We start from the raw sequence: 23962 nt of genomic DNA on the forward strand, positions 1-23962 counted from the left end.
CCTGGCGGCTGCGCAGGAGTTCTGTTGGCTGCTCTTAACGCAGCAATTGCTTTGGTACGCGGATATCCATCCCCACTGCCAGATGATCTGAAAACGCGGCCGGAATCGCTTCGGTATGTTCGATCACCAGGCTGTCGCTGACCAGGATGTGGTCGATCGCCCGGTCTGGACGCCAGCTGGGAAAGGTGTGCACGTCGCAGCTCGGCGGTTGCAGACGGGTATGGCGATAGAGCGACTGCATCTCCGGTCGATCGGCCATGCAATTGAAATCGCCCATCAACATGGCGTTGGGATGGTCGGACAACAGTTCGGCGATGAAGGCCAGCTGCGCCATGCGCGAATTGGCGCCCAGCGACAGATGCGCCACCGCCACGGCCAGGCCATCGCGGCCCTCACCGAATTTCGCCAGCAGGATGCCGCGTCCGCCGATGCGGCCGGGCAGGGCATGGTCCTGCACTTCTACCGGTTCGAGCTTGCTCAGCAAACCGTTGGCGCTGGAGGCCACCCCACCCATGCGACGGTTGGGTTGGTGGCTCCAGTAATCGAAGCCGGCGCGCTCGGCCAGATAGTGGGTCTGGTTGGTGAAACCCGAGCGCAGGCTGCCGGGGTCGGCCTCCTGCAGGCCGACGATGTCGCGTTCGCCGACCAGCTTGGCGATGCTGTCCAGGCTGGTGCGCTTGCTGCCCAGCGGCAACGCGTGCGACCAGCTACGCGTCACATAGTCGCTGTAACGGCGGGTGCTGGAGCCAGCCTGGATATTGGCGGTCAGCACCCGCAGGGTGCGCGAGTCCGAAGCGTTCACGACGTTGCGTTCGCGCGACTCACTTGGCCAGCGTGGCGCGTTCGCGCGCGATCAGGTGATCGGCAATGCGCAGCATGTCCGGGAAGCTCTGGCCCTTGACCAGATACTTGCCGTTGACGATCAGCGACGGGGTGCCGGTGATCTTGCTGCGGGTGGCGAACTGCTTGGCGCGGTTGGTCTTGGCCGAGACGCCGAAGCTGCTCATGGTGTCGATGAAGGTCTTCTGGTCCACGCCGTACTTGGCGTAGAACGCGGCGATGTCCTGCACCGAATCCTTGCCGCGCTCGCCCTTGAGGGTCTGGTCGACGTGGATGGCCTTGTACAAGGCTTCGTGGGTCTTTTCCTGCACGCCCAGCGTCTCGGCAGCATAGAAGGCGCGGCCGTAGTCATCCCACGGGCCGCCGAACATGGCCGGCACATAGACGAAATGCACGTCCGACGGCAGACCCGCCTTCCATGGCCCGATCAGCGGCTGGAACGCGTTGCAGGCAGGGCAGACATAGCCGAAGACTTCGGCCACTTCGATCTTGCCGGCGGCCTGCTGATAGGGCTGGCCACCGTCGATGTCCAGATAATCGGTGCCGGCGACCGGCTCGGGGCCATTCGGTGCGCGCGGGGCAGCGCTGGGGGCGGCGGGCGGCGGAGTGGTGGCGCTTTCGCCGACTGCAGGCGGAGCGGCGGGGTCTGCGGCCGGGGTAGCGACAGCAGGAGGGGCGGGCGCCGTTTCGGCAGCTGGGGTGGTGGCGGCAGGTGCGGTGTCGGACGAACCGTCCTGCGCCTTGCAGGCGACCAGGATCGGCAACAGCGCCATCAGCGTCAGGGCGAAGCGGGTCTTCATCGGATTGGATCTCCAGCGTGGGGCGAGAAAAGGGCCGGACGGCCGCGGGGCGCATGATGCCACGCGCGGCCGTCGCTGGCGGTTATGCGGTTCAGCGCTTGGCCGGCGCGGCGTGCTCGCGGGCGATCAGGTAGTCGGCAATGCGCAGCATGTCCGGGTAATTGCGTGCGCCGATCAGGTAGCGGCCGTTGACGATGATGGCCGGTGTGCCGGGGATCTTGCTGCGCAGCGCGAACTCGCGCGCGGCCTTGAGCTTGGCATCCACCGCCTCGCTCTTGTAGGTCTCGATGAAGCGCTGCTGCGGGATGCCGTAACTGGCGTAGAACGCGGCCAGTTCTTCCGGCGCCACGTTCTGGGTGGGCACGGTCTGCTTTTCATGGATGGCGTCGAACATGGCGCGGTGACTGCGCTTGGCCACGCCCAGGATGTCGGCGGCGAAGTAGGCGCGTGCGAACGCGTCCCAGAAGCCACCAAAGGCCGCCGGCACCGGGGTGAAGCGCACATACGCCGGCTGCTTGGCCACCCAGGCTTCCAGCACCGGTTCGAAATGCGCGCAGTGCGGACAGGTGTAGCCGAAGACTTCGGTCACTTCGACCTTGCCGGCAAGCGGGGCGTACGGCTGGCCGCCGTCGATCAGGGTGTAGTCCTCGCCTTCGACCGGCGCGGCGTTCTTGTCGGCGGCGCAGGCCACCAGCGGCAACAGCAACAACAACAGCAGGGGCAGACGGGAAAGCAATTTCATGCGGGCTCCGTGGGGGCGAGGGGCGAGCGGTAAACGACGACGCCGGTCGCGGGACCGGCGTCGTGAAGCGGTGTGGCGACGGCAGGGATCAGCTCACGAACGTGCGGGCGCTCCTGCAGGCGGCTGCGCCGCTGCCGCGTCGTCGGCACGATCATGCAGGCCTTGCAGGTAGCTGGCCAGCGCCTGGATCTCCTGCTCGGTCAGCGGATGCGCCACCTGCGCCATGATATTGAACAGCGCTGGATTGCGCTCCTGGGTGGTGCCGGCCTGGTATTCCTTCAGGCGCCGCGCCACGTACTCGGCGTGCTGTCCGCCCAGGCGCGGATAGGCCGGGCCCGGATTGCCGCTGCCGGACGGCCCATGGCAGGCCATGCAGGCCGGCACACCGCGGGCGATGTCGCCGCCGCGGTAGAGCTTTTCGCCGACCTCGTAGAACTTCATGCCCTGGTAGGGGCCCTCGGCGATCGCCGCGTCGTCGGCGACACCGGCAGAGGCCTTCTGGGTGGCGAAATAGGCGCCCAGATCGCGCATGTCCTGGGCGGTGAGGTCCTTGACGAAGGGCACCATCACCGCCGACATGCCGGTATTACGCTCGCCGCTGGCAATCAGCGCCACCTGATGCGCGACGTAGCGCTCGGTTTGCCCGGCAATGCGCGGGTACATCGCCACTGCCGGATTGCCGTCCGGCCCATGGCAGGCTGCGCAGGCAGCCGCCTTGGTCTGGCCGGCCTTGGCATCTCCCCAGGTGGTCTTGGCCAGGTCCACCTCCAGCGGCGCAACGCGCACCGGCGGCGGATCGGGGATCGGCGTGACTGCCGATTGCGCAAACGCCACGGCCGCAATGACCGGGACGGCGAGGGCGGCGAGGACTAGCACACGAGCATGGCGCATCAGCTAAAGCTCCGTATGGACCCGGCCCGCGCGCGTTGGGTACTGGCAGTGGCAGGCGTGCTTCGATTATCGACACGCCTTTGCGCCAGGGTCAACGAACAGTGCAGCAAAACGGCCAGGCCCGAACGTGCGATCCTAAGGGGATGTCGCTCCTTATCGAACAAGCCCGCTACCACCTGTCCGCCCACAACGCCCGGCAATTGCCCGACGATGGCGGCTACGAGGTGGCCTTTGCCGGCCGCTCCAACGCCGGAAAATCCAGCGCGCTCAATGCGCTGACCCGCCAGAACGCGCTGGCGCGCGTGTCCAAGACGCCCGGCCGCACCCAGCAGCTGGTGTTCTTCCAGATCCAGCCCGAGCGCTACCTGGTGGACCTGCCCGGCTATGGCTACGCCAAGGTGCCGCAGGACCTGCAGGCGCACTGGCAGGCCTTCATCGACCGCTATTTCCGCACCCGCGAGGCCTTGCGCGGGCTGGTGGTGGTGATGGATATCCGCCACCCACTGAAGGATTACGACCTGCAGATGCTCGGTTACGCCGCCGAGCGCGGCCTGCCCGCGCACGGCTTGCTGACCAAGGCCGACAAGCTCGGCCGTGGCCAGCAGATGCAGACCCTGCAGAAGGTCAAGAAAGAAGTGACCTCGCGCTTCGGCGACAGCGTGACCGTGCAGACCTACTCGGGCGAGTCGCGCCAGGGCGTGGACGAACTGCGCGGGATCGTCGGTGGCTGGCTGGGCCTGGATGGTGCACCGCCTGCAGCGGAGGGTGAACCGGGCCAGGCGCCATGACGCCCGCCCCGGCAGGCAGTTCAGGACGGCGAGCCAGGGCTCGTCGTTTTCAGGTGCGGCATCGGTGGGCACAGGGGCCGGGTTGCGCCTAGGGAGCGGGCTGCCGCGACTGGCTCGCCTTGCGACCGGTCGCGGGCCAGGTTCTCATGCGCTGAACCGGCTCGATCCTCGTGCCGGCGCGGTCTGCGCGCCGGTTGTCGCAGCGCATCGGGCGGCGATGCGATCTGCGCTGGCGACCTCCTTCAAGGCGTCGCCGGCACCGGGCCGAATTCGGTCGGCACCCAGGCGAACGCGTTGCCCTCGCGGCGCACATGACCCAGACCGGGGAATGGCAGATGCGCGCCGGCCACCCACCAACGGCCGTCGGCTGCCTGCACCAGCAGGCGACGGCGTGAGGCGATGGCCTGGGTGCGATCGCTGTCGGCCTCGAACGACGCGTCCGGCTGGGCAAACTGCACGGCGTGATAGTGCAGGACATCGCCCCACACCAGCAGTGTGTTGCCGGCGCCGCCGTCGAAGCGATAGGACACGTGGCCGGGCGTGTGACCCCGGCTGTCCAAAGCCGTGATGCCGGCCGGCAAGGCGGTCTTGCCGGGCTGGAAACGGCGCAGCCGACCCTGCGCCAGATAAGGCGCCACCGCGGCACGCGCCAACGGGAAGGCGAACCGCACCATCGGCATGGCATCGGCCTCCGAAGCGGGATCCAGCCAGTACGCGGCATCGGCGTCGGACAGCCACACCGTGGCGTTGGGAAACGCCGGTGCGCCGTGCGCATCGAGCAGGCCGCACAGGTGATCCGGATGCGCATGGGTCAGCAACACATCGTCGACCTGGGCAGGGTCGTAACCGGCCGCGCGCAAGTGACTCAGCACCTGACCCAGGCCGGGCCCCATGCACTGCGCGGTGCCGGTGTCGACCAGGCTGAGGTGGCTGCCATCCTGGATCAGGTATGCGTTGACGGCAGTCTGCACGCCGTTCTCGTCTTCGGGTACGTAAGCGTGAGCGAGCAGACGGTCGTGCTCGGCCGGGTCCACATTCGTCAGCTCTTGCCGCGTCAATGCCACGCGACCGTCGAACAAGGCAGCCACGCGTAGGCTGCCGATACGCTGCAGGTAAAAGCCGGGAACCTGTGCGTGGGGGGAGGTGGGCGCAGCGGCGTGTGCGAGCGTGGCGCTGACGGCGAGTACCAGCGGCGCCAGCCCACGCAGGGCGGAAACGGACATGAGCAACTCCAGAGCAGGCGGCAACCGCCGCGATGTCGCCATGTTGGCGCCAGCGAGCTGCGCGCTTCGCTCATTGTGCTGCGCGAAGCGCTCGCTCCGGCGATCTAGCGGCTATTGCCGATGCTGGCAGGATCCAGTCCGTAACGCTGCTGGAATCGCTGACTGAAGCTGCGGGTAGAGCGATAGCCGGCACGCGCGGCCACGGTCTTGAGCGGCCAGCGCGTGCTGTAGAGCAGGCCCATCGCGTGCGCCAGTCGCGCGTCGGTGATCAGTTCGCGCAGCGAGCGTTGTTCGGCGGCCAGATGGCGGCGCAAGGTGGCGCCACTGATGCCCAGGCGGTCTTCGATATCGCGCGAGCGCCACCCCCGCTGCGGTTGCGCGGCGATCAGCGCGCGTACCTGCTCGGCGATGCCTGGTGCCGGCGGCAGCAGCAGGCCGCCGTGGCCGCGACGACAGACATTGACGACCAATGCGGCCAACGCCAGGCGTGCTTCGGTGTACAGACCGTGTTGCAGCGCATCGCGCCATTGCCGCAGCGCCAACTCGAAATCGATCGCCGGCAACCGTGCAATGTCGGCGCCGGCCTCAGGCAGCGGCTCGGTCCATAAGGCGCGCGCAGCGGCCAGCGCCTCTTCGCAGAGAGGGACCACCGCGCTCATGTAGAGCCCGGTCTGTGGGTCGGGCGTATTGATCACATCGATCCGGCAACGGCGCGTCGCCAGAAACAGATCGCCCGGCAGCAGCTGCAGCGATTGCGTCGCGCTGCTCACCTGCTGGCGGCCTTGCAGCAGAATCGCGAACTGCGGCTGGATCAGATCCACCGAACGGGCCCCATGTTCGCGCCGCGCGCTCACGCAGGCGAAGCCTTCTGCGCGCTCGCAGTGCATCAGGCTGGTCATCTGCGCGAGCAGGGTGTCGGTGGGTGTGGGTGCAGCGGTCATGGCTGGGCGATGCTACAGGATTGCGGGTGCGCGGCCGCGGGCGAACCTGGTGCATCTCCTGCCGGTGGATGCCTGCGTGCTGCAGCCCGGGGCGACGCCCGACATCGGGCGGTGCGGTCGCGCCCGTGCCTGCTGCGGCGTCGGCGACCCAGTGCGCATGGATGGAAATCTCAGACGTGGCCGATGGCGGCAATTCTTTCCATGCCCTGCGGTTATAGTGCGGGCCTTGCGGTGGCAGGGGAGTATCCCCACATCGTCCCACCCCTTTCGTTTGCGAGCCTGCCCTTGTCGAGTCCTAGCCACGTTGCCGAAACGCCGATCACCGAACGTGCGGAGCTGGCCCAGGTGCTGGCTTCCGGCGAGAAGCCGAGTGCGGACTGGCGGATCGGCACCGAGCACGAGAAGTTCGGCTTCCAGTTGGATGACCTGCGTGCGCCCACTTTCGACGGTGCACGCGGTATCGAGGCCTTGCTGACCGGTCTGACCCGTTTCGGCTGGGAGCCGGTCCAGGAAAACGGCCGCACCATCGCGCTGCTGCGCGACGGCGCATCGGTCACGCTGGAGCCGGCCGGACAGCTGGAGCTCTCCGGCGCGGCGGTGGAAACCCTGCACCATACGTGCGTGGAAACCGGTACCCATCTGGACGAAGTGGCGCAGGTCGCCGGCGAGTTGCAGCTGGGCTTTCTGGGCATGGGCTTCCAGCCCAAGTGGCGTCGCGACCAGATGCCGTGGATGCCCAAGGGCCGCTACCAGATCATGAAGAACTACATGCCCAAGGTCGGCTCGCTCGGCCTGGACATGATGACGCGCACCTGCACGGTGCAGGTCAACCTGGATTACGCCACCGAAGCGGACATGGTGAAGAAGTTCCGAGTGTCGCTGGCGTTGCAGCCAATCGCCACCGCGTTGTTCGCCGATTCGCCGTTCACCGACGGCAAGCCGAACGGCTATCTCAGCTACCGCTCGCACATCTGGACCGACACCGACGGCGATCGCACCGGCATGCTGGATTTCGTGTTCGAAGACGGCTTCGGCTACGACCGCTACGTCGATTACCTGCTCGATGTGCCGATGTATTTTTCCTACCGCGATGGCGTGTATCACGACGCCAGCGGGCAGAGCTTCCGCGATTTCATGCAGGGCAAGCTGCCTGCGCTGCCGGGCGCGTTGCCGACATTGCGCGATTGGTCCGACCACATGACCACCGCATTTCCGGAAGTGCGTTTGAAGAAGTATCTGGAAATGCGCGGTGCCGATGCCGGCCCCTGGGACCGGTTGTGCGCGTTGTCGGCGTTCTGGGTCGGCCTGCTGTACGACCAGACCGCGCTGGATGCGGCCTGGGACCTGGTCAAGGATTTCAGCCCGACCGAGCGGCACGCGCTGCGCGACGGCGTGCCCAAGCATGCGCTGGGCCTGCCGTTCCGCAATGGCACCGCGCGCGATCTGGCAGTGGAGGCGGTCAACATCGCGCGCGAAGGCCTGCGTCGCCGCGCACGCCTGAATCGCGACGGGCAGGACGAAACCGGCTTTCTGGATGTGATCGCCGAGATCGCCGAAAGCGGCGTCACCGCTGCCGAACGCAAGCTGGCGCTGTATCACGGCGCATGGAACGGCGATATCGACCGCGTGTTCCGCGAGTTCGCTTACTGAGCGCGCCTTGGCCGGTTGCCAGCGCGTGTTGGCGCTGGCGATCCGGTGGGCGTCGGTGATGGCTGGCGGCGCCGGTGTCGCCGCGTCAGCCGATGTAGCCCCACGCGCAAGGCTAGTGCCGGAACAGCTGTGTCGGGTCGTATCAGCACAGCTGCCGCTTGCGCGGCTCGGCAGGCCGCACTCCATCTCAGGTCAGCGTCGCTCCGGCATGCAGGGCAGTCGTACGGTCACGCGCAATCCGCCATGCGGCCGATTGTCCAGACGTAGGTCGCCGCCGTGCGCCAGCACGATGCTGTGCGCCACCGACAGGCCCAGCCCGATGCCGCCGGTGTCGCGATTGCGCGAGGACTCGCCACGCACGAACGGCAGCAACAATTGTTCGCGCTGGGTGGGATCGATGCCGGGGCCGTCGTCGTCGATCCACAACACGCCGTCCTCGCCGTCGCGCTGCAGTTGCAGACGGGCGCGCTTGCCGTATTTCAACGCGTTTTCGAGCAGATTCATGACGGCGCGGCGCAATGCCAGCGGGTCGCCGTCCAGGGTAATTTCCGGGCCGGGCAGCAGCTCGGCGTCGGCGCCGATATCGGTGGCGTTGTCGACCACGCTCTCCACCAGCAAGCGCAGATCCAGCGGCGCGCGTTCGCCGCGATGACGGTCGTTCTGGATGAAGTCCAGCGCTGCGGAAATCATCGCCTTCATCTCGTTGATATCGGCCAGCGCCTTGTCGCGCAGCGGTGGTTGCAGGCCATCCAGACGAAACGACAGCCGCGCCAGCGGCGTGCGCAAGTCGTGCGCGATCGCTGCGACCATGTGCGTGCGTTCGTTGATTAGGCGGTTCAGGCGCGCCTGCATCGCGTTGAACGAATCGGCCGCGCGCACGATTTCCGGCGGGCCGCTGCGTTGCAGGGCCGCGGCATCGGGATTACGGCCCAGGCGGTCGGCAGCCTCGGCAAAGCGCTTGATCGGTGCCGACAGCGCGCGCGAAAACCACCATGCCAGCGGCACGTTGGCCAGCAGGCCGGCCAGGAACAGCAGCACGACATGGGTCTTGAACTCGCCCGAGAGGCGTCGACGCGGCGATTCCACCGTACGCCAACGGCCATCGGGTTGTTGCAGGGCGGCGGTGAACCCGTCCAGCAGCGGTACGCCCGGGGTCAGGCGCTCGCTTTCCCATGCGCCGGGTAACTCGTCCGGCCGCAGCCCGTCGCCGGACAGCGCAGCGGGGTGGCTGTCGCGCGGCCAGTCGTCCGGAAACGGCGGCAGAGGTTGCGTGCCCAGGCGTTCGTGCGCCCCGCCACCGCCACCGCCACCGCCGTCGCCGGCGTGGTCCCGGTTGGACCAACGCTGCGGCGGCAGCATGCCTGGCTGCGGGCCTTCACGATCATTGGCGTTGCGATAGAACCGCACCTGGCGTTCGGGCACATCCAGCCAGTGCGCAAGCAGCATTTCGGCGAAGGGGTCGCGCACCTGGCCTGTCGGCGGCACCGGGGCTTGCGCCGATTCATGCACTTTCAGGGTCTGGGTCCCGGCCGGCATGCGGGTGGAGAGCAGCGCCACCACTTCCGGCGGATGGACGGGAGGCTCGTAGACGGGGGTACGCATCACCAGCAGGGCGATGCCCACCGCCTGGGCGGTGAGCAGGGCCACCGCCAACAATACAAAGGTCCGCGCAAAGATCGACAGCCCGCGCCGTGCCGGTTTGCTCACAGGCGCGAGACGCTCGGCAGCAGCATGTAGCCCTCGTTGCGTACGGTGCGAATCAATTCGGTATGGACGCGCTCATTGATTTTGCGGCGCAGGCGGCTGATCTGGCTGTCGATGGCGCGGTCGTAGACGTCGGTGTCGCGGCCACGGGCGTAGTCCAGCAACTGGTCGCGGCTGAGCACGCGCTGCGGGTGTTCGACGAAGGTGCGCAGCAGCGCGAACTCGCCGTCGGACAGATTGATGAAGATGCCGGTAGGGTCGCGCAGGTCGCGGCGTACCACGTCCAGCCGCCAGCCGGCGAATTCGTAGACGTTTCCGCGCTGGTCGGCCTGTTCGTTGCTGGCCTGGCTGCGCCGCAGCAGGGCGCGCACACGCGCCAGCAATTCGCGCGGATTGCAGGGCTTGGCGAGGTAATCGTCGGCGCCGACTTCCAGGCCGATGATGCGGTCGGTGTCGTTACCCAGCGCGCTGAGCATGATGACCGCAGGTGAACCGCGCTCGCTGGCCAGGGCGCGCGCTGCACTCAGCCCATCTTCTCCCGGCATCATCACGTCGAGTACGATGAGGTCCGGGCGGCGCTGCGCCATGACAGAGCGCATCTCCGCCACGTTTTCGGCCATATCCACCTGGTAGCCGTGGGCGCTCAGAAATTCGCCGATCAGCTTGCGCAGGTCCGGGTCGTCGTCGACCACGAGAACGCAGGGTTGTTGCAGGTCCATAGGGATCATCGTCTGTGGCGCGGCGCTTGGCCCGCGCAAGGTGGTGGCTGCCGGATACATGGTGCTCGCAATTGCAGGGCTGGAGCACGCATCATAATGATCGAATTTGTCAACCATTGGCACACGTGTAACGCACCATGACAGACCAGGACATCGCGCAGGAAGCCACGGCATCGACACTATGCCGTTGTACTGGCGCGTGCGTGCATGACAAGGCATTTCCAATGATGCGGGTGATCAGTCGCGACAACGGCGTGGGGCTGACCCGCGACATGGTGCTGATGGCCGACACGCTGCGCGCCGGCGGCGTGCCGGTGCAGGAAGTGGGATTCACCAGTCAGCGCCTGCACGACACTGGGCGCGAGGCGCGCCTGTGGGCCAGCCGCATGCTGTTCGGGCGGGTGCCGCTGCAGATCTTTTCCGAGCGCGTGTACAAGCGCTGCCTGCCGCTGGGGCAGATCAACCTGCTGGTGCCCAACCCGGAGTGGCTGCTGCCCAAGTGGCTGCCATTGCTGCCGCGCTTCGATGCGGTGCTGTGCAAGACCCACCATGCCGAGCGAATCTTCCGCAGCCTCGGGTGCGCCACACGCTTCATTGGCTTCACCAGCCCGGATCGGTACGACGCACGCGTGTTTCGTCAGCGCGCTTTCTTCCACCTGGCCGGGCGCAGTACCGCCAAGGGCACGCGCGTCTTGCTGGACACCTGGCAGCGGCATCCGGAGTGGCCGCTGCTGACGGTGGTGCAGAACCCGCGCACCGCCGGCAAACCGGTCGTGGCCCCGAACATCGACCACCGCGTGGGGTATCTGGACGATGCCGAACTGCGCCGCATGCAGAACGCGCATCTGTTCCATCTATGCCCCTCAGAGGCCGAAGGGTTCGGGCATTACCTGATGGAAGCGCTAAGCGTGGGCGCGGTGACGCTGGCGACCGACGGCGAGCCGATGAATGAATTGATCAGGCCCGAACACGGGGTGCTGATTCCGGTGGCCGAGGTGCGTCAGCGCCGTCTGGCATCGTATTACTACGTGGACGCGGCAGGCATCGCACAGGCAGTGGAAACCGCCCTGGCATTGCCACAGGCCCAACTGGACCAGTTGTCGGCCAACGCACGCGCGTTCTACCAAGGCAACGATGCGGCATTTGCCGCGCGCTTTCGCGCTGCGGTGCTGGCCTCGCTACCGGAGCATGCAGTGGACGCTGCGGTCGCCGCGGCGCCGGCTGCCGTCGAAAACTGACAGCGACGGCATCTGCGTCGCCATTGTCGGACCAGCTGCATCTTCCGACGCGTCAGCCGAAGCATGCGTTGCACGCACCTTGCATCTGCGCTGCGCATGCCGGCAAGCGCCAATCCTCGCCGGCGCGCGGCGCGCGGTGGCAAATGCGCAGCACAGTCAGCTGCAACGCTTCCCGGACGAGCGCGGCCCAGCCCGCGTCCGCCGTCTGCATGCCGTGCGCAGATGTGCCATCCAGCCAGGGAGATCACGATGGTCCACGCACCACCACGCGTTGTCGTTACCACTGCAATACTCGCAGCGCTCAACCTGGCAGGTTGTGCGAATTTCTGCGGTGCTGCGCATCATGCGCCTGTGCCCTACGCGCATCGTGAACCGCCACCGCCACCGCCACCGCCACCGCCGGATGCAAGAAACATCGATGCGTTACCGGCTTGTGCGCCGGAACACGATGTGGTCCCAACGCCGCCTGCCGACCTCGCGCACCGCGCTGCGCCCGAGCGGCAAGATCGGGAAAGCGTCGACGGCTGCCTGGTGGACAGGGGCGTCCCACCGCCGCCGCCCTTCGATGGCGACGCATTCGACGCACCGGATGCAGCAGATGGACCGCCTGGCCTGCCGCCAGACGATTCCGAATTCGACGCAGCGTTGCAGGCATGCGCTACCGCCGAAGGCATCGCAGCGCCGTTCCCGCAGGCGCCTTCGCCGGACCTGCCGCCCGACCTACTGGCGGAATGCCTGGATGCCGCAGGATTTGCTCCGCCGCCGCCGCCGCCGCCGCCGCCGCCGCCGCCACCGCCACCGCCGCCGCCGCCGCCACCGCCACCGCCACCGCCACCGCCACCGCCGTTCCAGCCCCCGCGCTGATGCGGGGACGCCACATCGGCGATCGGCAACGGTAGGGATGATCGAAGGGTCAGGTGTTGCGGTCATGGCCCGCAGCCATCGTTGTGCTGGGTATCTCGCGCGTCTGCGGCGTGCGAGGTGTCGCCACCTCTGCGCAATGTGCGTGCTGCACTGCGGTTACAGGTGGCCTCTTCACCCATGTGCTGCCAGCGCGCAACTCGCGCATCCCCCCATCTGCCAACGAGGGGCGGTGATCGCGCTCAACAAGACGACCGTCAGCAGGCCGCTGGGCATAGCTTTTTTCGAAACAATCCATATACTGCCCCCCAGTATTTCGCTGGAGCCGTCATGCCGCATTCGCCGCACGAGAAAAAGCGAGCGCTGGCGCGCGTGCGCCGGTTGCGCGGGCAATGCGACGCGCTGGAGCGGGCGCTGCAGGCGGGCGCAGACTGCGCTCCGGTCTTGCAGCAGATCGCCGCGATTCGGGGTGCCGTGAACGGGCTGATGTCGCAGGTGCTTGAAGCGCATATCCGCGAAGATTTCGGGCACGCCGCCGCATCCGATGCGCAACGCGCCGAGCGGGTGCAGGACCTGCTCGGTCTGGTCCGGTCCTACCTCAAATAAAACTCCCACCGGGTCGGCGCTGGCCGCGCTCCCGTCCTCGAACCTCATCGTCAGGAGCGTCATCCCATGAAATCCCGTGCAGCAGTCGCATTTGGGCCCGGCAAGCCGCTGGAAATCGTCGAAATCGACGTCGCGCCGCCGAAAGCCGGGGAAGTGCTGGTCCGCATCACCCACACCGGCGTGTGCCACACCGATGCCTTCACGCTGTCTGGCGACGACCCGGAAGGCATCTTCCCGTCGGTGCTCGGGCATGAAGGCGGCGGCATCGTCGAACAGGTCGGCGAAGGCGTGACAAGCGTCAAGATCGGCGATCACGTGATCCCGCTGTACACGGCCGAATGCCGCAAGTGCAAATTCTGTTTGTCCGGCAAGACCAACCTGTGCCAGGCCGTGCGCGCCACCCAGGGCAAGGGCCTGATGCCCGACGGCACCACGCGCTTCTCCTACAACGGCGAGCCTATTTATCACTACATGGGCTGCAGCACCTTCAGCGAATACACCGTCGTGCCGGAAATTTCGCTGGCCGTGGTCAACCCGGAGGCACCGCTGGAGAAGGTCTGCCTGCTCGGCTGCGGCGTCACCACCGGTATCGGCGCGGTGCACAACACCGCCAAGGTCAAGCCCGGCGAGAGTGTTGCCGTGTTCGGCCTGGGCGGCATCGGTCTTGCGGTAATCCAGGGCGCGGTACAGGCCAAGGCCGGGCGCATCCTGGCCATCGACACCAATCCGGGCAAGTTCGATCTGGCGCGCAGCATGGGTGCCACCGACTGCATCAACCCCAAGGACTACGACAAGCCGATTCAGGAGGTCATCGTCGAGTTGACCGATGGCGGCGTGGACTTCAGCTTCGAATGCATCGGCAACGTCAATGTGATGCGTTCGGCGCTGGAGTGTTGCCACAAGGGCTGGGGCGAGAGCGTCATCATCGGCGTGGCTGGCGCCGGCCAGGAAATCAGCACGCGTCCCTTCCAGCTGGTGACTGGTCGCGTATGGCGCGGCAGCGCCTTCGGTGGCGTCAAGGGACGTACGCAATTGCCGGGCATGGTGGAGCAGTCGATGAAGGGCGCGATCGACCTGGACCCATTCATCACCCACACCATGCCGTTGGAAGAGATCAACGAGGCCTTCCACCTGATGCACGAGGGCAAGTCGATCCGCACCGTGATCCATTTCTGACCAGGCGGCCAGGAGCGGCGCGCGGCCGCTTCCGCGCACGTAGTACCCGACACTCCGGGAGGGGCATGATGACTAGCGTGTCGATTCATCCTTCGGTAGATGGTGGTGTTGCGCGAGGCGGCGCAGAAGGTTTTCAAGGCGGCACGCTTGAATGCCACTGCGCCAGCGACAAGGTGACCGTCGAGGTGTCTGCGCAGACCGCGCATAACCATGCTTGCGGTTGCAGTAAATGCTGGAAACCCGATGGCGCGAAGTTCTCGGTCGTGGCGGTGGTTCCGCGCGACAACGTCGAGGTCACCGCCCACCAGGAAAAGTTGAAGATCGTCGACGAAAGCGCGACGATCCAGCGCCATGCGTGCACCGGTTGCGGCGTACACCTGTACGGGCGGATCGAAAACAAGGACCATGCGTTCTACGGTCTGGATTTTGTGCACACCGAGTTGTCGAAACAACAGGGCTGGTCGGCACCGGGCTTTGCCGCGTTCGTCTCGTCGATCATCGAAACCGGCACGCCGCCGGAGCAGATGGATGAGGTACGCGCGCGTCTGACCGAACTGGGGTTGCCGCCCTACGACTGCCTCTCCCCAGCGTTGATGGATGCCCTGTCGGCCCATGTGGCACGCAAGAAGGGTCTGTTGCATTGATGGTCCAACCCTGCAACCGGCGATCCGGCTGCAGGGTTTTCTCTTCGTAAGGAATCTCATGGAACGTATCGAACACCGCGCCTGCTTCGGCGGCTGGCAGGATGTCTATCGGCATCAGTCGCACACCTTGAACTGCAGCATGCAGGTGGGCGTTTACCTGCCGCCGCAAGCCGCGGACGGCCCGTTGCCGGTGCTGTACTGGTTGAGCGGTTTGACCTGCACCGAACAGAATTTCATCAGCAAGGCCGGCGCGCAGCGCTATGCGGCCGAACATGGCGTGATCCTAATTGCGCCCGACACCAGCCCACGGGGCGAGGATGTGGCGGATGCGGACGGTTACGACATCGGCAAGGGCGCCGGCTTCTACGTCGATGCCACGCAAGCGCCATGGGCGGCGCATTACCGCATGTACGATTACGTGGTGAACGAATTGCCGGCGTTGATCGAAGCGACTTTCGCCACCACCGGTGCGCGTGCGATCAGTGGCCATTCGATGGGTGGGCACGGCGCCTTGACCATCGCACTGAAGAACCCGGGCCGCTATCGCAGCGTGTCGGCGTTTTCGCCGATCGTGGCGCCCAGCCAGGTGCCGTGGGGCGAGAAAGCATTTGGCCAGTATCTGGGCAACGACCGCACGACCTGGAAAGCCTACGATGCCACCGCATTGATTGCCGACGCTCAGGAGCGTTTGCCGCTGCTGATCGATCAGGGCGATGCGGACGAATTTCTGCAAAACCAGCTGAAAACCGCGCTATTTGAAGGCGCCGCCAAGGCCGCGGGCTACCCGGTGACGGTGCGGCTGCAGCCCGGTTATGACCACAGCTACTACTTCATTTCCAGCTTCATCGGCGAGCACATTGCGCATCATGCTGCGGCCTTGCGTGGGTGAGTGCAGGCGCTCGTGTGCATGACCTAAAGACGCGCAGCGCAGCTGGGAGTTGCATGACACAGGCATCGGTTGCGCCTGTACGCTGCCGCACCCTGGCTATCTCATCGCCGCGTTCGCCGAACTGCTGGCTCCGGGTTTCGCTGCGATGATCGCGCCGGGCATTGTGTTGCCGGTGCTGGTTGGCGAAACGACGCCGTGCCAGTGGCCGCTGATCAAAAGCGTCGATCGCGCGCGCTGGGATGCCAGGAGTTTTTTGCAACGTGGATCTGTTTTGGAGCGGCTGCCAGAACGTTGCGAGTCGTCGTTACGTCCGCATGGGCCGCGCTTGGGCGACAGCATGTAAGCTTGATGCACGCCGCACCGAGGGCCGGCCACAGCCGCCTGGCGGCGAGCGCAGTCGTTCTGCCAGTCCGCCGAGCGCGGCCCTTTGCAGCAGTCGCGTATTGATCGAAAACGCAGTTTGATGGACAACGCAGTGTCGGTGCGAACCAGCCATCTGCGTGATGCCTGTGAACGTCCGCGGGCGGCGTTTCAACGCGATCATCGTGCAGCCAGTTTGCCCAGCCGGCGCATTGCCGCTTCCAGGATGTCGCTCCACGGCTGGCCGCAGCTCAGACGCAGGTGGTCGGCGTAGTCGCCACGGCTGGAATACAAATGCCCGGGCGAGGTGCCGATGCGTTCGGTCAGTGCCGCTTCGAACAACGCCTGGCCGCTGCCGCCTGCGGGCAATTGCAGCCAGAGCGACAATCCGCCAGCGGGGTCGCCGACGCGCGTGCCGTGTGGCCAGTACCGCACGATCGCATCGCGCAGGCGTTGCCCGTTGTTGGCCAGTGTGCGCCGCAGCTTGCGCAGGTGGCGTTCCAGATCGTGATGCGCCAGGTAATCGGCCAGCGCCAGTTGCGGCAGGCTGGCACTGCCAACTGTGGAAAAATATTTGGCGCGCACCAGTGCGTCGGTCCAGTCGCCTCCGAGCAACCAGCCCACGCGCAGGCCCGGGGCCAGTACCTTGGAGAACGAGCCGCAGGTGATCACGTTGGCATGCGTATCGAAGTGGCGCAGCGGACGTGGGCGCTGGCCCGACCAATCGAGCTCGCCGTAGATATCGTCTTCGATCACCACCGTGCCATGTCGCGCGCAGCTGTCGAGCAGGGCGCGCTTGGCGCTGTCGGGAGTGAGGCTTCCAATGGGATTATTGAAATTGGGCACCAGCACGGCGGCGCGCACCTTCGTGCGTTGCAGTAGCGACTCCAGGCGCGCGATATCGATCCCCTGGCCGCTGCGGTTGGGCACCTCCAGCACCTTGAGACGCAATGCGGCCATCGCCTGCAAAATGCCGTGATACGTGGGAGTTTCCACCAGAACGACATCGCCGGGCATGGTGAGTGTGCGCAATGCCAGGCTGATGGCCTCCATCGCGCCGGCGGTGATTACCACTTCGTCCGTAGTCACGCTGGTGGCGCAATGCGCGTAGCGTTGTGCGATTTGCCGCCGCAGCGCGGCGTGACCTTGCGGTGGCGCGTAATCCAGTGCGGCAGTGCGCTGGCGCCGCACCTGACGCGACAATGCGGCGGCCAGGTGCGCGGCGGGTAACAGGGCCGGCGCAGGAGTGGCGGTGTGCAGCGGCAACAGGTCGGTGCGCGCCACGGTGTCGAGCACGCGCTGCAATGCCGGATGATCGACCATACCAGGCGTGCGTCGACGCGGCGCAGGTGGCGCGGCAGGCGATGCAACGGCCGTGGCGCGCACGAAGTAGCCCGCGCGCGGTCGCGCCTGGACGCGTCCTTCGCGCTCGAGTTGCAGACACGCCTGCACCGCCGTGGCCGCGCTGATGCCGTGATTGGCGGCCAGCTGCCGGATCGAGGGCAGGCGCTCGCCGGCACGCAACGTGCCACGCTCGATCTGCTCGCGCAGCCGCATGGCGAGCGATTCGTACAAGAGCATTGAAGGCGCCTTATCTGTACTGGTTGATTTGTAGCGTATCTGAATCTGTACTGGTCGGGGGCAGCGCTGCACACTGCTGCTGTGCCGGCCCGCGTGTCGGCGTTCCCGTTGTGTGCGAGGCCGGTCATGCCGCTTTCCGTGTTCGTCATCGATGCGTTCACCACGCTCCGCTTCAAGGGCAATCCGGCTGCGGTGGTGCCGCTGCAGGCCTGGTTGCCGGATGCGCTGATGCAGGCCATCGCCAGCGAAAACAACCTGTCGGAGACGGCATTCTTCGTACGCGATGCCGATGGCGTGTTCGCGATCCGCTGGTTCTCGCCGCTGAAGGAGGTCGGCTTCTGCGGTCACGCGACGCTGGCCAGCGCGTTCGTGATCGCCACCCAGCAACTCGCACCGTTCCCGCTGCGTTTGCGTGCGGCCGCGGTCGGCGAACTGGGTGTGGAACGGCTTGCCGACGGCAGCTTCGAGATGCGCTTTCCGAACCAGGCGCCGGCCTTGGTGGCAGCGGTACCGCAGGCCCTGCTCGATGCCTTGTCGATCGCGCCGCAGGCGGTCTACGCCAATCGGCAGGCGTACATCGCGGTGTACGCGGACGAGCGCCAGGTGCGCGAGGTGGTGCCGGATCTGACGCGCATGCTGGCATTGGCGCCGCGGGATGTTGCGGTGACCGCGGCCGGCAGCGGCCACGATTTCGTATCGCGCTATTTCTGGCCGGCCAATGGCGGCGCCGAAGATCCGGTGACCGGCTCCATCCATGCGGCGTTGGCGCCGTTGTGGGCGCAGACCCTGGGCAAGGCGCAGCTGACCGCACTGCAAGCTTCGGCGCGTGGCGGCGAGCTTGGCTGCCGGGTCGAGGGGCCGCATGTCTATGTGCGCGGCAGCGCGGTGCAGTACCTGCATGGGACGATCGCGTTGTGAGCGCGGCCGTCGCCGTTGCTACCGGCGCAGCGCGCCGTGCCGTCTGGCAATTGCTGGTGGCCGAAGTGCTGATCGGCTCGGTCGGTGTGTTCGTGCATGAAAGCCGGCAGGATCCAGTCACCGCCGTGTTCTATCGCTGCCTGTTCGGTGCGCTGTTTCTCACCGTGTGCGGTGTGTTCGGCGGCCAGTTGCGGGGTCTGTGGCACGAGCGCGCATTGCTGCGCGATGCGAGCATCAGTGGTGTATTGCTGGTGCTCAACTGGGTGGCATTGTTCGCCGGCATGGCGCGCTCGTCGATCGGCGTGGCGACGATGGTCTATCACGTGTTCCCGTTCGTCATGCTCATCCTGGCGGCGGTATTACAGGGCGAACGTACGCGGCGCGCGGATCTGGGCTGGACGCTGCTGGCATTCGTCGGGGTGGCGTGCTCCGCCGATCCGGCGCGGCTGTGGCAGGCGGCCGATCGCGGCTATCTGCTCGGCATCGCGCTGACCCTGCTGGCAGCCTTGCTGTGCGGCGCATCGCTGCTGATGTCGCGTCGCATCAGCCGCGAGCGCCCGCTGGCGGTCGTGACCGTGCAGTGCTGGGTCGGCACGCTGCTGTTGGCCGGCTTCTCCAGCAGTGCGGCGCTGCATCCAGGGCTGCATTGGGTCTGGCTGGTCGGGTTGGGCGTGATCCACAGCGGCGTGGTGTACGTGCTGTTCTATTCGTCGTATCGCCATCTGCACGTGGCCACGATCGCCGTGTTGGCGTTTGTGTACCCGTTGGTCACGCTGCTGCTGGATTACCTGCTCTACGGCCACGCCTTGGTACCGGTGCAGTGGCTGGGGCTGGCGCTGATCGTGGTCGGCACGCTGGCGGTGAATCTGAAATGGCGATGGCCACGCCGCGCAGGGACGACGACATGACCCCGGCCTGCCACGCAGGGCGCGTGGCGATGCAGCTTCAGCGAACGTCGCGCATTTGCCAGTGCGAGCCAGCCAGTGCCTGCATGCGCTGCTTGAAGAGCTCGCCCGGGAGACTGGTGGTGGCGACCAGGTCGATGCGCAGATCGTGCTGCTTGCCGGTGACCGTGGCGGCCGGGTCGGTAATGCCCAGGCTGGGGTCCACCTCGTCCGGGTCGGTCTGCAGCTGGCGCCAACGATCGAACCAGGCCGAGTCGCGCAGCGCCGCCTGCAATTGCTCGGCAAAGGCTTCGGCGCCATTGGCGGTGAAGCTCACCGAGGGCGCGCTACCGCGGGCGAGCTTGGGATCGGGCAGGCTGATCGAATAGCTGACAGGCATGTGCAAGGCTCAGATGGATGACGCCGGCACGGTAGTGCAGCGTAAGTGAGCATGCCGTCGACGGGCGAACAGGCGACTGCACAGGCGCAGGTGGACGGCGATAGCAGCCAACAGCCAAGCATCCGTCCGATGACATCGCAGATAAAAAAGGCGCCTTTCGGCGCCTTTTTTCTACTCCGACGACGACTTACTTCAACGCCTTGAAGCGCAGGCGCTTGGGGCCTGCGTCGTCGCCCATGCGGCGGCGCTTGTCTTCTTCGTACTCGCGATAGTTGCCCTGGAAGAACTCCACGTGCGAATCGCCTTCGAAGGCCAGGATGTGCGTGGCGATGCGGTCCAGGAACCAGCGGTCATGCGAAATCACGAAGGTATTGCCAGGGAATTCCAGCAACGCATCTTCCAGCGCACGCAGGGTTTCGATGTCCAGGTCGTTTGACGGTTCGTCGAGCAGCAGTACGTTGCCGCCCTGCAGCAGGGTCTTGGCCATGTGCAGACGACCACGCTCACCACCGGACAGCGAACCGACCATCTTCTGCTGGTCCTGGCCCTTGAAGTTGAAGCGGCCGATGTAGGCGCGCGACTGGATCTCGATGCCGTTGATGTTGAGGATGTCCAGGCCCCCAGCGATTTCCTGGAACACATTGTGGTTGCCTTCCAGCGCGTCGCGGCTCTGGTCCACGTACGACAGCTGCACGGTCGGTCCGACCACGATCTCGCCGGAGTCCGGCTTTTCCTGGCCGGTAATCATCTTGAACAGGGTCGACTTACCGGCACCGTTGGGGCCGATGATGCCGACGATGGCGCCCGGCGGCACGATCATCGACAGGTTGTCGATCAACAGGCGGTCGCCGAACTTCTTGGACACGTTCTTGAACTCCATCACCGCGTTGCCCAGGCGTTCGCCCGGCGGGATGAAGATCTCGTTGGTTTCGTTGCGCTTCTGGTAATCGACCGATTGCAGCTCTTCCAGGCGGGCCAGACGTGCCTTGCCCTTGGTGCGGCCGCCCTTGGCGTTCTGGCGCGACCATTCCAGTTCCTTCTGGATCGCCTTCTGGCGGGACTTCTCCTGGTTGTCTTCCTGCTTGAGGCGCTCGTCCTTCTGGGTCAGCCAGTCGGTGTAGTTGCCCTTCCACGGAATGCCGCGGCCGCGGTCCAGTTCCAGGATCCACTCGGCGGCGTTGTCGAGGAAGTAGCGATCATGCGTCACCGCCACCACGGTGCCGGTGTAGCGCGCCAGGAACTGCTCCAGCCATTCCACCGACTCGGCGTCCAGGTGGTTGGTGGGTTCGTCGAGCAGCAGCATGTCCGGCTTTTGCAACAGTAGGCGGCACAGCGCCACGCGACGCTTTTCGCCACCGGAGAGCTTGCCGACGATGGCGTCCCACGGCGGCAGGCGCAGCGCATCGGCGGCCACATCCAGCTGGTTTTCCAGGGTGTGCGCATCGCCGGCGGCCAGGATCGCTTCCAGGCGTTCCTGTTCCTTGGCCAGCGCGTCGAAATCGGCGCCTTCTTCGGCATAGGCCAGATACACCGCGTCCAGCGCGGCCTGGGCCTGCAGCACGTCGCCCACGCCCTCTTCCACCGCCTCGCGCACGGTGTGCTCGGGATTGAGCTGCGGTTCCTGCGCCAGGTAGCCGACCTTGATGCCCGGTTGCGGGCGTGCCTCGCCTTCGAAATCGGTGTCCACCCCGGCCATGATCTTCAGTACCGTGGACTTGCCCGCGCCGTTCAGGCCCAGCAGGCCGATCTTGGCGCCCGGGAAGAAGCTCAGCGAGATGTCCTTGATGATCTGCCGCTTGGGCGGGACCACCTTGCTGACGCGGTTCATGGTGTAGATGTATTGCGACATGGGGGCTCCGTGGACGCAGGCAGCCCGCCGGCCGAGGCCGGAGGCAGCGGAAAAGGGATTGCGCCAATTATACGGGCAAGTGGCTTGGGTCGCGGCAGCGCCCCGGCAGTTAAACGGCACCTTACTTTCGACCTGAATGGGCTTTTTCGTAATCGATTCCAGCAAGAATGCGTTAAGGCGGTCCGTCCCTTAATGAAATTACGACACCGCGAACAGGAACCGTCATGAACCGCAAACGCATCGTTACCGTTGTGCTTTCCTCCATCCTGGCGCTGGGTGCCTTCGCACCTGCTGCGTTCGCTGGGGATTGGGACCGCGACCACGATCGCCGCGGCCATGATCGCCACCATGGCCCCGACCATCGAAGGGACTGGCGCGACGACCGCCGTGACGACCGTCGCGAGTGGCGCCAGGACCGCCGCTACTACAGCAATGGCTATCGCGAGGGCTACCGCGATGCCCGCTATCAGGACCGCCGCTACGACCGCAATCGCGTCTACGTCTACGACCGCCCCGCGTACTACCGCGCCGGCCCGCCGCCGCGTCCGTACTGGGCCCGTGGCCAGCGCTACCATGGCCCGGTCTATGTGGTGAACGATTACGACCGCTACGACCTGCGCCGCCCGCCGTACGGCTATCGCTGGCAGCGCGACGACCGCGGCAATCTGCTGTTGGTGGCTATCGCCACTGGCATCATTGCCGACCTGGTGCTCAACAACTAACTCGGCGCGGCCACCGGGTCATTCCCGGCCGCGACCGGCCGTCGGGCCAGTCATCGCACAAAGGCGCATCTCCGGGTGCGCCTTTGTCATGTGCGCAGTACGGGGGCACCGGCCGTGCCGGCTGCGCGGTTGGTCACCCGTGCGGCAGGGGCTTACAATCGGCGACCCTACTGGCAATAGCTGCCCCGGAGCTTCGAATGTTCTCGCGCGATGTCCGACTGGAAACCTACGACCCCGAACTGGCCAAGGCCATCGCTGCTGAAGCCGGCCGCCAGGAGGATCACGTCGAGCTGATCGCCAGCGAAAACTACTGCAGCCCGTTGGTGATGGAAGCGCAGGGCAGCCAGCTGACCAACAAGTACGCCGAAGGCTATCCGGGCAAGCGCTACTACGGCGGCTGCGAGTTCGTGGATATTGCCGAACAACTGGCGATCGAGCGCATCAAGCAGGTATTTGGCGCCGATTACGCGAACGTCCAGCCGCACAGCGGTTCGCAGGCCAATCAGGCGGTGTATCTGGCACTGCTGCAGCCGGGCGACACCATCCTGGGGATGAGCCTGGCGCATGGCGGCCACCTGACCCACGGCGCGAAGGTCAACGTCTCCGGCAAGCTGTTCAACGCGGTGCAGTACGGCGTCAACGAGCAGGGCCTGATCGATTACGACGAGGTCCAGCGCCTGGCGACCGAGCACAAGCCGAAGATGGTGGTGGCCGGTTTCTCTGCGTATTCGCAGAAGATCGACTGGGCCCGCTTCCGCGCCATCGCCGACAGCGTCGGTGCCTACCTGTTCGTGGACATGGCGCACATCGCCGGCCTGGTCGCCGCCGGGGTGTATCCCAGCCCGATGGAACATGCGCACGTGGTCACCTCGACCACGCACAAGACACTGCGTGGCCCGCGTGGCGGCATCATCGTCGCCAAGGGCGCCAGCGAAGAGCTGCAGAAAAAGCTGCAGTCGATCGTGTTCCCCGGCATCCAGGGCGGCCCGCTGATGCATGTCATCGCGGCCAAGGCGGTGGCGTTCAAGGAGGCGCTGGAGCCGGCGTTCAAGACCTATCAGCAACAAGTGGTCAAGAACGCCCAGGCGATGGCCAATACGCTGATCGCGCGCGGCTACAAGATCGTTTCCGGCGGCACCGAGAACCATCTGATGCTGGTGGACATGATCGGTCGCGACGTCTCCGGCAAGGATGCCGAAGCCGCGCTTGGCAAGGCGCACATCACCGTCAACAAGAATTCGGTCCCCAACGACCCGCGCTCGCCGTTCGTCACCTCCGGTCTGCGCCTGGGCACCCCGGCGATCACCACGCGCGGTTACCAGGAACAGGACAGCATCGATCTGGCCAACTGGATCGCCGACGTGCTCGACGCGCCAACCGACGAAGCCGTGCTGGCGAAGGTGCGCGACGCGGTGACTGCGCAGTGCAAGCGCTATCCGGTGTATGGCTGATACGGAATGGGGAATGGGGAGACGAGAATGGTAAAAGCGACGCTGCGATAGCTCTGCTGGCCCGATTCCTTAATTCCCCTCTCCC

The 23962-nt window shown here is 66.0% G+C and carries 23 protein-coding genes; 12 read left to right on the top strand and 11 right to left on the bottom strand.

Translation table 11 applies throughout. The annotated features are described in order from the left end of the window. Positions 1-34 precede the first annotated feature (34 nt). The 4 genes from AMD14_RS04205 to AMD14_RS04220 form a co-directional block, all read right to left on the bottom strand. Positions 35-772 (bottom strand): endonuclease/exonuclease/phosphatase family protein, encoded by a 738-nt coding sequence (locus AMD14_RS04205; RefSeq protein ID WP_005911045.1) that lies wholly within the window; start codon positions 770-772, stop codon positions 35-37. Between the two features lie 49 nt (positions 773-821). Next, positions 822-1640 (bottom strand): thiol:disulfide interchange protein DsbA/DsbL, encoded by an 819-nt coding sequence (locus tag AMD14_RS04210; RefSeq protein WP_011050501.1) that lies wholly within the window; start codon positions 1638-1640, stop codon positions 822-824. Positions 1641-1731: 91 nt separating this feature from the next. Continuing rightward, positions 1732-2382 carry a thiol:disulfide interchange protein DsbA/DsbL gene (locus AMD14_RS04215; RefSeq protein ID WP_003482610.1) on the bottom strand — a complete coding sequence of 217 codons (651 nt, stop codon included), beginning with the start codon at positions 2380-2382 and terminating at the stop codon, positions 1732-1734. Between the two features lie 93 nt (positions 2383-2475). Next, entirely contained in the window at positions 2476-3273 is a 798-nt protein-coding gene (locus AMD14_RS04220) for a c-type cytochrome (protein ID WP_015462860.1), read from the bottom strand. A 143-nt stretch (positions 3274-3416) separates the two neighbouring features. Here AMD14_RS04220 and yihA point away from each other — a divergent pair, with 143 nt between their 5' ends. Next, positions 3417-4061 carry a ribosome biogenesis GTP-binding protein YihA/YsxC gene (gene yihA / locus AMD14_RS04225; protein WP_003482606.1) on the top strand — a complete coding sequence of 215 codons (645 nt, stop codon included), beginning with the start codon at positions 3417-3419 and terminating at the stop codon, positions 4059-4061. A 242-nt stretch (positions 4062-4303) separates the two neighbouring features. Here the strand turns inward: yihA and AMD14_RS04230 are convergent, their stop codons facing one another. Together AMD14_RS04230 and AMD14_RS04235 are read right to left on the bottom strand one after the other, a co-directional pair. Then, positions 4304-5284 carry an MBL fold metallo-hydrolase gene (locus AMD14_RS04230; protein ID WP_015462861.1) on the bottom strand — a complete coding sequence of 327 codons (981 nt, stop codon included), beginning with the start codon at positions 5282-5284 and terminating at the stop codon, positions 4304-4306. Positions 5285-5388: 104 nt separating this feature from the next. Further along, a complete protein-coding gene (locus AMD14_RS04235; RefSeq protein ID WP_005911037.1) occupies positions 5389-6225 on the bottom strand; it encodes a helix-turn-helix transcriptional regulator in 837 nt (278 codons plus the stop codon). A gap of 285 nt (positions 6226-6510) precedes the next feature. On the opposite strand from AMD14_RS04235, the gene AMD14_RS04240 reads away from it, so the two are divergent. Next, the gene (locus AMD14_RS04240; RefSeq protein WP_003482597.1) at positions 6511-7875 is read left to right on the top strand and encodes a glutamate--cysteine ligase; all 1365 of its coding nucleotides are present in this window, start codon (positions 6511-6513) and stop codon (positions 7873-7875) included. 192 nt (positions 7876-8067) lie between these two features. Here the strand turns inward: AMD14_RS04240 and AMD14_RS04245 are convergent, their stop codons facing one another. Together AMD14_RS04245 and AMD14_RS04250 are read right to left on the bottom strand one after the other, a co-directional pair. After that, positions 8068-9582 carry an ATP-binding protein gene (locus AMD14_RS04245; protein WP_011050504.1) on the bottom strand — a complete coding sequence of 505 codons (1515 nt, stop codon included), beginning with the start codon at positions 9580-9582 and terminating at the stop codon, positions 8068-8070. After that, positions 9579-10298, bottom strand: a complete 720-nt coding sequence (locus tag AMD14_RS04250) for a response regulator (protein WP_011050505.1) — start codon at positions 10296-10298, stop codon at positions 9579-9581. The genes AMD14_RS04245 and AMD14_RS04250 overlap by 4 nt, the downstream gene beginning before the upstream one ends. A gap of 137 nt (positions 10299-10435) precedes the next feature. Between AMD14_RS04250 and AMD14_RS04255 the strand changes: the two genes are divergently transcribed. The 6 genes from AMD14_RS04255 to fghA all read left to right on the top strand — a co-directional run bounded on the left by AMD14_RS04255 (position 10436) and on the right by fghA (position 15712). Then, on the top strand, positions 10436-11536 hold the full coding sequence (locus tag AMD14_RS04255) for a glycosyltransferase (protein ID WP_005925236.1): 1101 nt from the start codon (positions 10436-10438) through the stop codon (positions 11534-11536). 531 nt (positions 11537-12067) lie between these two features. Further along, positions 12068-12400, top strand: coding sequence for a hypothetical protein (locus tag AMD14_RS04260; RefSeq protein WP_223293192.1), 333 nt, complete (start codon positions 12068-12070; stop codon positions 12398-12400). A 327-nt stretch (positions 12401-12727) separates the two neighbouring features. Further along, the gene (locus tag AMD14_RS04265; protein ID WP_005911021.1) at positions 12728-13003 is read left to right on the top strand and encodes a metal/formaldehyde-sensitive transcriptional repressor; all 276 of its coding nucleotides are present in this window, start codon (positions 12728-12730) and stop codon (positions 13001-13003) included. 66 nt (positions 13004-13069) lie between these two features. Then, positions 13070-14179: an S-(hydroxymethyl)glutathione dehydrogenase/class III alcohol dehydrogenase gene (locus tag AMD14_RS04270; RefSeq protein ID WP_011050507.1), complete on the top strand. Its 1110-nt coding sequence runs from the start codon at positions 13070-13072 to the stop codon at positions 14177-14179. Between the two features lie 68 nt (positions 14180-14247). Continuing rightward, the gene (gfa, locus tag AMD14_RS04275) at positions 14248-14823 is read left to right on the top strand and encodes an S-(hydroxymethyl)glutathione synthase (RefSeq protein WP_011050508.1); all 576 of its coding nucleotides are present in this window, start codon (positions 14248-14250) and stop codon (positions 14821-14823) included. Between the two features lie 58 nt (positions 14824-14881). Beyond that, positions 14882-15712, top strand: a complete 831-nt coding sequence (gene fghA / locus AMD14_RS04280; protein WP_003482586.1) for an S-formylglutathione hydrolase — start codon at positions 14882-14884, stop codon at positions 15710-15712. 540 nt (positions 15713-16252) lie between these two features. On the opposite strand, the gene AMD14_RS04290 is transcribed toward fghA, so the two are convergent. Beyond that, on the bottom strand, positions 16253-17653 hold the full coding sequence (locus AMD14_RS04290) for an aminotransferase-like domain-containing protein (RefSeq protein WP_011050509.1): 1401 nt from the start codon (positions 17651-17653) through the stop codon (positions 16253-16255). Positions 17654-17779: 126 nt separating this feature from the next. On the opposite strand from AMD14_RS04290, the gene AMD14_RS04295 reads away from it, so the two are divergent. Together AMD14_RS04295 and AMD14_RS04300 are read left to right on the top strand one after the other, a co-directional pair. Next, positions 17780-18571, top strand: coding sequence for a PhzF family phenazine biosynthesis protein (locus AMD14_RS04295; protein ID WP_005911005.1), 792 nt, complete (start codon positions 17780-17782; stop codon positions 18569-18571). After that, positions 18568-19479: a DMT family transporter gene (locus AMD14_RS04300; RefSeq protein WP_011050510.1), complete on the top strand. Its 912-nt coding sequence runs from the start codon at positions 18568-18570 to the stop codon at positions 19477-19479. The genes AMD14_RS04295 and AMD14_RS04300 overlap by 4 nt, the downstream gene beginning before the upstream one ends. Positions 19480-19516: 37 nt before the next feature. Here the strand turns inward: AMD14_RS04300 and AMD14_RS04305 are convergent, their stop codons facing one another. Both AMD14_RS04305 and ettA read right to left on the bottom strand, forming a co-directional pair. Further along, the gene (locus tag AMD14_RS04305) at positions 19517-19855 is read right to left on the bottom strand and encodes a hypothetical protein (protein ID WP_015462865.1); all 339 of its coding nucleotides are present in this window, start codon (positions 19853-19855) and stop codon (positions 19517-19519) included. A gap of 187 nt (positions 19856-20042) precedes the next feature. Then, positions 20043-21704 (bottom strand): energy-dependent translational throttle protein EttA, encoded by a 1662-nt coding sequence (ettA, locus tag AMD14_RS04310; protein ID WP_005910999.1) that lies wholly within the window; start codon positions 21702-21704, stop codon positions 20043-20045. Between the two features lie 224 nt (positions 21705-21928). On the opposite strand from ettA, the gene AMD14_RS04315 reads away from it, so the two are divergent. After that, complete coding sequence (locus AMD14_RS04315; RefSeq protein ID WP_003490306.1) at positions 21929-22426, top strand: RcnB family protein; 498 nt, start codon at positions 21929-21931, stop codon at positions 22424-22426. Positions 22427-22623: 197 nt separating this feature from the next. Then, a complete protein-coding gene (gene glyA, locus AMD14_RS04320) occupies positions 22624-23877 on the top strand; it encodes a serine hydroxymethyltransferase (RefSeq protein WP_003490309.1) in 1254 nt (417 codons plus the stop codon). Positions 23878-23962: the final 85 nt, after the last annotated feature.

Source organism: Xanthomonas citri pv. citri, from assembly GCF_000961215.1.
Taxonomy (GTDB): domain Bacteria; phylum Pseudomonadota; class Gammaproteobacteria; order Xanthomonadales; family Xanthomonadaceae; genus Xanthomonas; species Xanthomonas cissicola.

Excerpts from the sequence above, each read along its gene's own strand:
- AMD14_RS04250 (WP_011050505.1), bottom strand. The coding sequence starts at position 10,298 with ATGGACCTGCAACAACCCTGCGTTCTCGTGGTCGACGACGACCCGGAC.
- AMD14_RS04290 (WP_011050509.1), bottom strand. The coding sequence starts at position 17,653 with ATGCTCTTGTACGAATCGCTCGCCATGCGGCTGCGCGAGCAGATCGAG.
- yihA (WP_003482606.1), top strand. The coding sequence starts at position 3,417 with ATGTCGCTCCTTATCGAACAAGCCCGCTACCACCTGTCCGCCCACAAC.
- AMD14_RS04220 (WP_015462860.1), bottom strand. The coding sequence starts at position 3,273 with ATGCGCCATGCTCGTGTGCTAGTCCTCGCCGCCCTCGCCGTCCCGGTC.
- AMD14_RS04270 (WP_011050507.1), top strand. The coding sequence starts at position 13,070 with ATGAAATCCCGTGCAGCAGTCGCATTTGGGCCCGGCAAGCCGCTGGAA.
- AMD14_RS04235 (WP_005911037.1), bottom strand. The coding sequence starts at position 6,225 with ATGACCGCTGCACCCACACCCACCGACACCCTGCTCGCGCAGATGACC.
- AMD14_RS04255 (WP_005925236.1), top strand. The coding sequence starts at position 10,436 with ATGACAGACCAGGACATCGCGCAGGAAGCCACGGCATCGACACTATGC.
- glyA (WP_003490309.1), top strand. The coding sequence starts at position 22,624 with ATGTTCTCGCGCGATGTCCGACTGGAAACCTACGACCCCGAACTGGCC.
- fghA (WP_003482586.1), top strand. The coding sequence starts at position 14,882 with ATGGAACGTATCGAACACCGCGCCTGCTTCGGCGGCTGGCAGGATGTC.
- AMD14_RS04315 (WP_003490306.1), top strand. The coding sequence starts at position 21,929 with ATGAACCGCAAACGCATCGTTACCGTTGTGCTTTCCTCCATCCTGGCG.
- gfa (WP_011050508.1), top strand. The coding sequence starts at position 14,248 with ATGACTAGCGTGTCGATTCATCCTTCGGTAGATGGTGGTGTTGCGCGA.
- AMD14_RS04230 (WP_015462861.1), bottom strand. The coding sequence starts at position 5,284 with ATGTCCGTTTCCGCCCTGCGTGGGCTGGCGCCGCTGGTACTCGCCGTC.
- AMD14_RS04295 (WP_005911005.1), top strand. The coding sequence starts at position 17,780 with ATGCCGCTTTCCGTGTTCGTCATCGATGCGTTCACCACGCTCCGCTTC.
- AMD14_RS04265 (WP_005911021.1), top strand. The coding sequence starts at position 12,728 with ATGCCGCATTCGCCGCACGAGAAAAAGCGAGCGCTGGCGCGCGTGCGC.
- AMD14_RS04210 (WP_011050501.1), bottom strand. The coding sequence starts at position 1,640 with ATGAAGACCCGCTTCGCCCTGACGCTGATGGCGCTGTTGCCGATCCTG.
- ettA (WP_005910999.1), bottom strand. The coding sequence starts at position 21,704 with ATGTCGCAATACATCTACACCATGAACCGCGTCAGCAAGGTGGTCCCG.
- AMD14_RS04215 (WP_003482610.1), bottom strand. The coding sequence starts at position 2,382 with ATGAAATTGCTTTCCCGTCTGCCCCTGCTGTTGTTGTTGCTGTTGCCG.
- AMD14_RS04305 (WP_015462865.1), bottom strand. The coding sequence starts at position 19,855 with ATGCCTGTCAGCTATTCGATCAGCCTGCCCGATCCCAAGCTCGCCCGC.